Raw genomic sequence first — 6,819 nt, 5'->3', positions numbered from 1 at the left:
CTAATCCCATCAGTTCCTCAGCCGTTACACGACTATCCGAACAACCAATATAGAGAAAGTCAGGGTTTTGCTCCTTTACGAGTTTCTTGAAAAAATCCTTATCTTCGCCAGTCTTCCTCTCGACCCACTGGCGATTGTTCTCAAAGATGGTTTTGTAAGTATCCATAATAATGATTAATGGTTAATTGTCAATGGTTAATTAACTCAACTGCTCATTGACTCCTTAGAATATAGGTTGGATGGCTTTGACAATACTATCCATAGAAACGGGTTGAGGAGTTACCTTGTCACCAGTGCGTACCCCATTAAGTCCTTGTACGATGATCACATCGCCTGCCTTGAGGCCACTCTCTACCACTACCAAATTATCAGCACGACTCTTGAGGGTTACCACTACCTGCTTGATAGTATTGTCTTCTACCTTGTAGGCAAATATCTTCCCTTGTTGCTCGAATACCGCCACTTCAGGAATTACCAAAGAGTTGTCAAAAGTCTGTGGAATAAGGATGGTACCACTATTTCCGTTGGTAAGTAAGTGTTCTGGGTTAGGGAAAGTAGCACGGATCTGTATAGATCCTGTAGTAGGGTCTATCTGTCCTGTTACTGTTTGGATCTTTCCTTTGTGATTATACTCTTTTCCATTGGCCATAATCAAAGATACTTCAGAAAAATTAGCCAATTTTTCCTTGGCTGTAGCTCCTTTTGCCTGAGCGAGGAAAGAGAGATAATCCTTTTCGTTCATAGAGAAATAGGCATATACATCCTTTACATCGGAAACAGTGGTGAGTACCGTGTTATTGGCTGTTACCAAGGCTCCTTCACGGTACTGGATGGCTCCTACCACTCCATTGACAGGTGCTTTTACAACAGCAAATCCGATATTGCTTGCCACTTCGTTATAAGCCGCTTGGGCTCGCTGTAGGTTGGCCTGAGCTGTTTCGAGCTGCACCTTGCTTACGATATTCTTTTCCACAAGAGGGAGGAGTCTGTTCACCTCCACACGAGCTACCTCTACCTGTGCCTTGGCGGAAGCCGCTGACTGGTTAAGGGTTTGTGTCTCGAGCTGGAACATAGGCTGCCCTTGGCGCACTGCCTGCCCTTCGTCCACAAGTACTTTGGTGATATATCCAGAAATCTTGGCCTGTACAGGGCTATTGACCACCCCTTCTATATTGACAGGGAAAGAGAGGTTCGAAGTGGTGCTCTGCTCTCCTACTGTAATGGTAGGCAACACCTTTTCAGTAGGCCCCATAGCAGTACCTTGTTGCTCTTGTCCTTTTTTACATCCTATAGTAAGGACAACCATACTTGCAAAAATTAAAACTTTATTCATAAAAATAGTTATTTTAAAATTTAGATAAAAAGCTATTCTGTTATAACACCCTTAATTGTCTTCTTACAAGAGATATATAAAAGACTATAGCCACCAATATATTCAACGCAATAGCAAAAAGCATAGGCATCTCTGTTTCTGCTGAAAAAAAAGCTAGAATAGCTCCTATAACAGCTCCTATAGCAAAGCGAAACATTCCTATAAGCGAATTAGCCGTTCCTGCTGTACGGGGGAATAGCTCTAGTACAGCAGCATTGGCATTACTCGATACAACCGAAACCATACCTACATAGAGTGCCACCCCAAAGGCAACAGGCCAAAGTCCCCAATGGAAAAGCGCACAGAGTGCCAGCCATAGCCCTGCAATAAGCTGTATCAATAAGCCTATCCGTAAGATGCGCTCAGTGCCTAACTTTCCCACCAAACGACCTGAAAAAAAAGTCGCTACCATCATCACACCTATATTCAGTATAAAAAAGTAACCAAAATTCTTAGGTGCTACCCCATATACCCCTGTATAAACTAACGACCCAGAGGTAAGAAAGCAAAACATTCCTGAATAAGAAAAAGCATTGGTGAAGATATACCCAAGTACCCTTTTATTCGTTCCTACAGCTCGATAATTCCGCAATACACCCATAAGATCCAGCGGAATACGTCTTTCCTTGGGCAAGCTCTCTGGAATACGGAAGCCTACCAAAAAAGCTGATAAGAAACCCAATCCCGAGAGAAGATAAAAGATAGAATGCCAATGAAACTGATCTGCTAGATATCCCCCTAAGATTGGAGCCACCAATGGAGCTATCATGGTTACCATCATCACCATTGACATCATCTTGGAAAAGGCTTCCTTATTGAAAAGATCCCTAAGCAATGCTCCTGCTACTACTGCCGGTGCAGAGCCGAAGAACCCCTGTAAGAAACGCAAAAAATAGAAATGAATGATATTATCCACCTGAGTAAGCATAAGAGCAATAAAGGCAGCTACCAATACGCCTATAAGAATCATCAACTTACGTCCAAAACTATCTGAGAGAGGTCCCCAGAGGAGTTGCCCAAAGGCAAAACCCAGAGTGAAAAGAGCCAAAGTAGTCTGAATTCGCTCTTTAGGAACACTCAAATCCTGTGCTATATCCCCAAAAGACGGCAAATACATATCAATCGCCAAGGGAGTAAGCATAGAAAGTAATCCCAGAATTAGGATAAAAAGAATATCTGTATTATAATTTTTCACGAGTCTCTTCTTGTTTTAGTTTTTCCAAAAAATCTTGAGTAAGTTCCTCTATCTGAGTGAGAAAATCAAGAAATACATCCATTTTATTTATCCGTTCCTGCGGAAAGATATGTTCCCTTTGGTTCTGTTCCTTCATATAAGATTCAAAGCGAGCAGTGAAATCCTTCTCATAACGAACCAAATCCAAAAACTCTCCAAAACGCTTGTCAAAAGGAAAGGATTTAAAATATTTTCTCCGCTTATTTTTCTTAGTTTCATAATATACAAGCTCCTTATCCTGAAGTAAGTTAATGCTTGTGGAGAGCGTACTTTTGCTTGCTTGTAACCGCTCAATAAGCCCCTCAAAGGTAAGTCCTTCCGCACTTCCTTCTATAGCTAATACAGATAGTGTTCTCGCTGCCATAGGAGACAGATGATGCAATCTTCTAAAGAGTTCTGTCATCATCTCTTCAAGGGCTATTTTCTCTTTATCCAATTCTTCCTAATTTTAGCTTGTTAACTATGGATGACTAACCATACTATTCCTAACCGTTAATCTGGGGACAAAGATAAATTATTTAGTTCTATTATTTGCGAACCAAAAAGTTAATTTTTTTATAAATTTCAATTCTTTGATATAGGAAAACGCTTTATTTGTATAGGAATTTAGAAAAAAATATTATTTCCTCAAATTCCAGCGTTTTTCCTTGACTTTACTTGCCAAATATTGTATCTTTGCCACTTGAATCAAGCCTTTACAGACCCTTTGTGGCTTTTCTCTTTTAATTTTTTACATAATGTCACTACGTCCTTACTTTCTTTCATTTATTTCATCTCTTCTATTGATAGGTTGTTCTGAAAAAGAAAAAGAGAATACTGCTGTGGATTATTTCCTAAGCAAAGATCCATCTGTTCTCTTCCAGATTCATCAGAAAGACCAGTTCCTTAGTGAGGTGATTAATAATGATTTTTGGAAAAATTACTTCAAATATTATCCCAATACCAATGTGCAGAACCTTCTACGCTCACTTCCTAAGGATTCTGATATCTGGATTGCTTACACCCATCAGGGAGCTTATATAAGTACCTATCTTCCAGAGGAAGATACCTCAAGCCCTTGGAAGGATACCGCTCTTGATCAACTAGATTCTCTAACGATAGAGAACAAAAAATGGTATTATATTAGAAACAAACAACAACTGATTATCAGCTCCTTAAAGGATATTACAATCCCTACAGAAACTCAGGAAAAAGATCTAAATTTCCAGAAAATAGCCAAAACAGTAAGCCAAGAAGTCTCTGCAAATCTATTCTTAAATGAACGAAAGAATGAAGAATTCTTAGGAGATATATTCCCAGAGCATACCGTCAAGTATATAAGCCAATGGAGTGCTTGGGATATTCTTCTGGATAAGAATACCTTACGCCTCAATGGTTCTTCCTTACGTCCTGCCGATAGCCTCCCTCAGCTCCCAGTGACCAACGTACAGAAAGTATCCCTAGAGAGTGCTTCTGTGATTCCTCATTCGGCAACTCATATTACATCCTTTGCTTTTGAAGAGGAACTCATCCCAACGGAATTTTACTTTGATTTCCAACAGGATGTTTCCTCCGTTGCCTTTTTCTCTCTTGAGAAAGATTCTTTAGGTGTCATTACCAGTACAAACCCTAGCGAAACCCTACGCTACTTTACAGTACTAAAAACTGATAATTATCAGGGTGAAGAATTCTACCACATAGAAGAATTCTCTGATATACAGTCCTTTTTCTCTATCTTTGAGAATAACCTACAGCCGAAATATCTATATAGATATAATGAACAACTTATTTTTTCTTCAAAAAAGGAATCTATCCAGCAGGTAATCAACGCCATACAAACAAAAAATACCCTTGCGGACAAGTCCTCCTTCCAAGAACTCCAAGAGAAAAATGCAAGCCAAACCGCCTTTATAACTATTGAAAATCTCTCTGAAAATAGTATTTTTTCTAAAAAATTTCCTCAGCTTGCCACAAAGTACAAATATGCTTCCCTACAGATAAGCCCTCAGAATGATTTCTACTTGCTTACTCTAACGGCTACGGCTCCCAATACTACACAAAGTCCTGAAAATCAAGAAGCTGGCATCCGTGAAAAATTCCAAATTACGTTGGACAAAGATGCTATTTCTCCGCCTTACTTTGTTACCAATCACCGTACGGGCAGGAAAGAAGTAGTTATACAAGATGCTGATAATCAACTATATCTCATTAATGAAGATGGAAAAGTATTATGGAAAAGACGACTTGATGCTCCGATTATAAGTGATATTTTTCAAGTGGATTTGTTCCTTAATGGCTTCCTACAATTAGCGTTTAATACCGATAATAGTTTATATATTATTGACCGTAATGGAAATAATGTAGTACCTCCTTCTTATGCTTTCAAGGAGTTCTTACTTCCTTTGCAAATATTTGATTATGAGAAAACTAAGGATTATCGATTTGTAGTATGTTCTGACAAAGTTATCCATTTATTAGATAAGAAAGCATATCAGATAAAAGGATTCGAAAAATCCAGAGTTCCTGAGGGAATCCTACAAACTCCTCGTCATTTTAGAATCTCTGATAAGGATTTTATCGTCTTTCCTGAGAAAAAAGGAACACTGAATATTCTCCATCGTAACGGAACGGTTCGTATTCCCCTCCAACAGAAATTCAATTTTTCTGATAATCCAATCACTACTTATAAGGGAATGATTACTTTTACCACTCAAGAAGGAAAACAATTTTTTATAGATACCAATGGAGGTATTCGTTCTGAATCCTTAGGTATCAATGCTCCTCATTTCTTTGATTGTGTAAAGGATATTCCTGTTCTCCTGAGTAGTAATATACTGACTATCAATCAGAAAAAGATAGAACTTCCCTTCGCTGAATACACACGCCCTAGATTCCACCAAGTAGGGGAACGCATCCTCATTTCAGTAACTGACTTGCAGAATTACAAGCTCTATGTATTCAATTCAGAAGGAGAGAGTCTCCCTGATTTTCCTATATTTGCAGCCTCACAAGCGGCGATTACTTCAGAGAATGGAAAGCTTCTTTTTGCTTTTCTTAAAGAAAAAAATGTCCTTTCTGTAAACCAATAAATGTTCTGATATGAAAAAATTATTACTCTTCTATATCTGCTGTATATTCCTTTGCGGATGTAAGAAAAATGAAGAACCTTTCTATAAGGAGGAAGGTGGAGATTGCGCTCCTAGTTTTATACAGAAGAAGGTACTCACAGGCACTTTTGTTCAGCTTTTTGGTAAAGACCACTGCAGTGAAGCACAATGGGAGGCGTTTCTATCCGAAATCAAATCGTTAGGAATGAATACACTTATTGTACAATATACTGCTTTCAAGAATGCCTATAACGATATTACTTGGTTTGACTCTCAGAATACTTTCACCATACAGAAGAGTAAGAATACACTGGCACGATTATTAAAAGTAGCTGAAAATCAAGGAATAGAAGTATATCTAGGATTATACTTCGATGAAACATATTGGCAACACCAAACCGATGCCTCTTGGCTAGAACTTCACGCCCGCTATTGTATAGAAATTGCTCAGGAATTGCAGGCACAGTTTGGGAACTCTAAAGCCTTCAAAGGGTGGTATATCCCTCACGAACCCGAACCAGATGCTTATCATACCGATGAGAAAATAGCTCTTTTCAGGGACGTTTTTATCAATCCTATTGCTCATAAGCTCCATCAGTGGGGTAACAAACCTATCGCTATTGCAGCTTTCTGGAATAGCGCTCTTACCTCTCCCGAACAGCTACAGCACTTTATGGCGGAGCTTAGCAAAAGTCCATTAGAAATCATTATGTTACAAGATGGTGTAGGAGCTGGGCACGTAACCCTAGAGCAACTGAAAACCTATTACCTGAGTGCAGAAAAGGGACTTTTCGTAGAAAATCCTAACTACAAAGGAGCTTTCTGGACAGACCTTGAGACCTTTGCCTATACGCCTACCCCTCCCTATCCTCCTGCTACTTTTGACCGTGTAGAGCAACAACTGATGATAGAACTTGCTATTCCTTCTATAAGGAAGGCCGTATCCTTTCAGTATTATGATGATATGAGTAGCTGGAGTCCTAATAAAGCGCAAGCAGATGATTTGAGAAATAAATACCAATTGATGCTGAATAAAATCAAATAATTTTCCCTAAAGTTCCTACATATTGTATGCTATACTTTTTAAGTTTTTTGTATCTTTGCCCAATTTTGAGCTAACTCTAAAT

The 6,819-nt window shown here is 38.8% G+C and carries 5 protein-coding genes and 1 pseudogene; 2 read left to right on the top strand and 4 right to left on the bottom strand.

Going from position 1 to position 6,819, the window contains the following annotated elements; all coding sequences use genetic code 11:
- From RYK20_RS00810 to RYK20_RS00795, 4 genes and pseudogenes are all read right to left on the bottom strand, one after another.
- Window positions 1-166, bottom strand: a pseudogene (locus RYK20_RS00810) (carbonic anhydrase); the annotation flags it as partial.
- A gap of 57 nt (window positions 167-223) precedes the next feature.
- On the bottom strand, window positions 224-1,333 hold the full coding sequence (locus RYK20_RS00805; protein ID WP_311457270.1) for an efflux RND transporter periplasmic adaptor subunit: 1,110 nt from the start codon (window positions 1,331-1,333) through the stop codon (window positions 224-226).
- A 40-nt stretch (window positions 1,334-1,373) separates the two neighbouring features.
- Window positions 1,374-2,567 carry a Bcr/CflA family multidrug efflux MFS transporter gene (locus RYK20_RS00800; RefSeq protein WP_314894062.1) on the bottom strand — a complete coding sequence of 398 codons (1,194 nt, stop codon included), beginning with the start codon at window positions 2,565-2,567 and terminating at the stop codon, window positions 1,374-1,376.
- On the bottom strand, window positions 2,554-3,042 hold the full coding sequence (locus RYK20_RS00795; RefSeq protein WP_311457272.1) for a helix-turn-helix domain-containing protein: 489 nt from the start codon (window positions 3,040-3,042) through the stop codon (window positions 2,554-2,556). The genes RYK20_RS00800 and RYK20_RS00795 overlap by 14 nt, the downstream gene beginning before the upstream one ends.
- Window positions 3,043-3,343: 301 nt before the next feature.
- Between RYK20_RS00795 and RYK20_RS00790 the strand changes: the two genes are divergently transcribed.
- The gene (locus RYK20_RS00790; RefSeq protein WP_314894061.1) at window positions 3,344-5,674 is read left to right on the top strand and encodes a hypothetical protein; all 2,331 of its coding nucleotides are present in this window, start codon (window positions 3,344-3,346) and stop codon (window positions 5,672-5,674) included.
- A 10-nt stretch (window positions 5,675-5,684) separates the two neighbouring features.
- Complete coding sequence (locus RYK20_RS00785) at window positions 5,685-6,737, top strand: DUF4434 domain-containing protein (RefSeq protein WP_314894060.1); 1,053 nt, start codon at window positions 5,685-5,687, stop codon at window positions 6,735-6,737.
- Window positions 6,738-6,819: the final 82 nt, after the last annotated feature.

It is taken from the genome of uncultured Capnocytophaga sp. (genome assembly GCF_963525585.1).
Classification (GTDB): Bacteria; Bacteroidota; Bacteroidia; order Flavobacteriales; family Flavobacteriaceae; genus Capnocytophaga.
The sequence above is the reverse complement of the archived record's forward strand: the minus strand, read 5'-3'. Positions and strand labels throughout refer to the sequence as shown.

Excerpts from the sequence above, each read along its gene's own strand:
- RYK20_RS00805 (WP_311457270.1), bottom strand. The coding sequence starts at position 1,333 with ATGAATAAAGTTTTAATTTTTGCAAGTATGGTTGTCCTTACTATAGGA.
- RYK20_RS00790 (WP_314894061.1), top strand. The coding sequence starts at position 3,344 with ATGTCACTACGTCCTTACTTTCTTTCATTTATTTCATCTCTTCTATTG.
- RYK20_RS00785 (WP_314894060.1), top strand. The coding sequence starts at position 5,685 with ATGAAAAAATTATTACTCTTCTATATCTGCTGTATATTCCTTTGCGGA.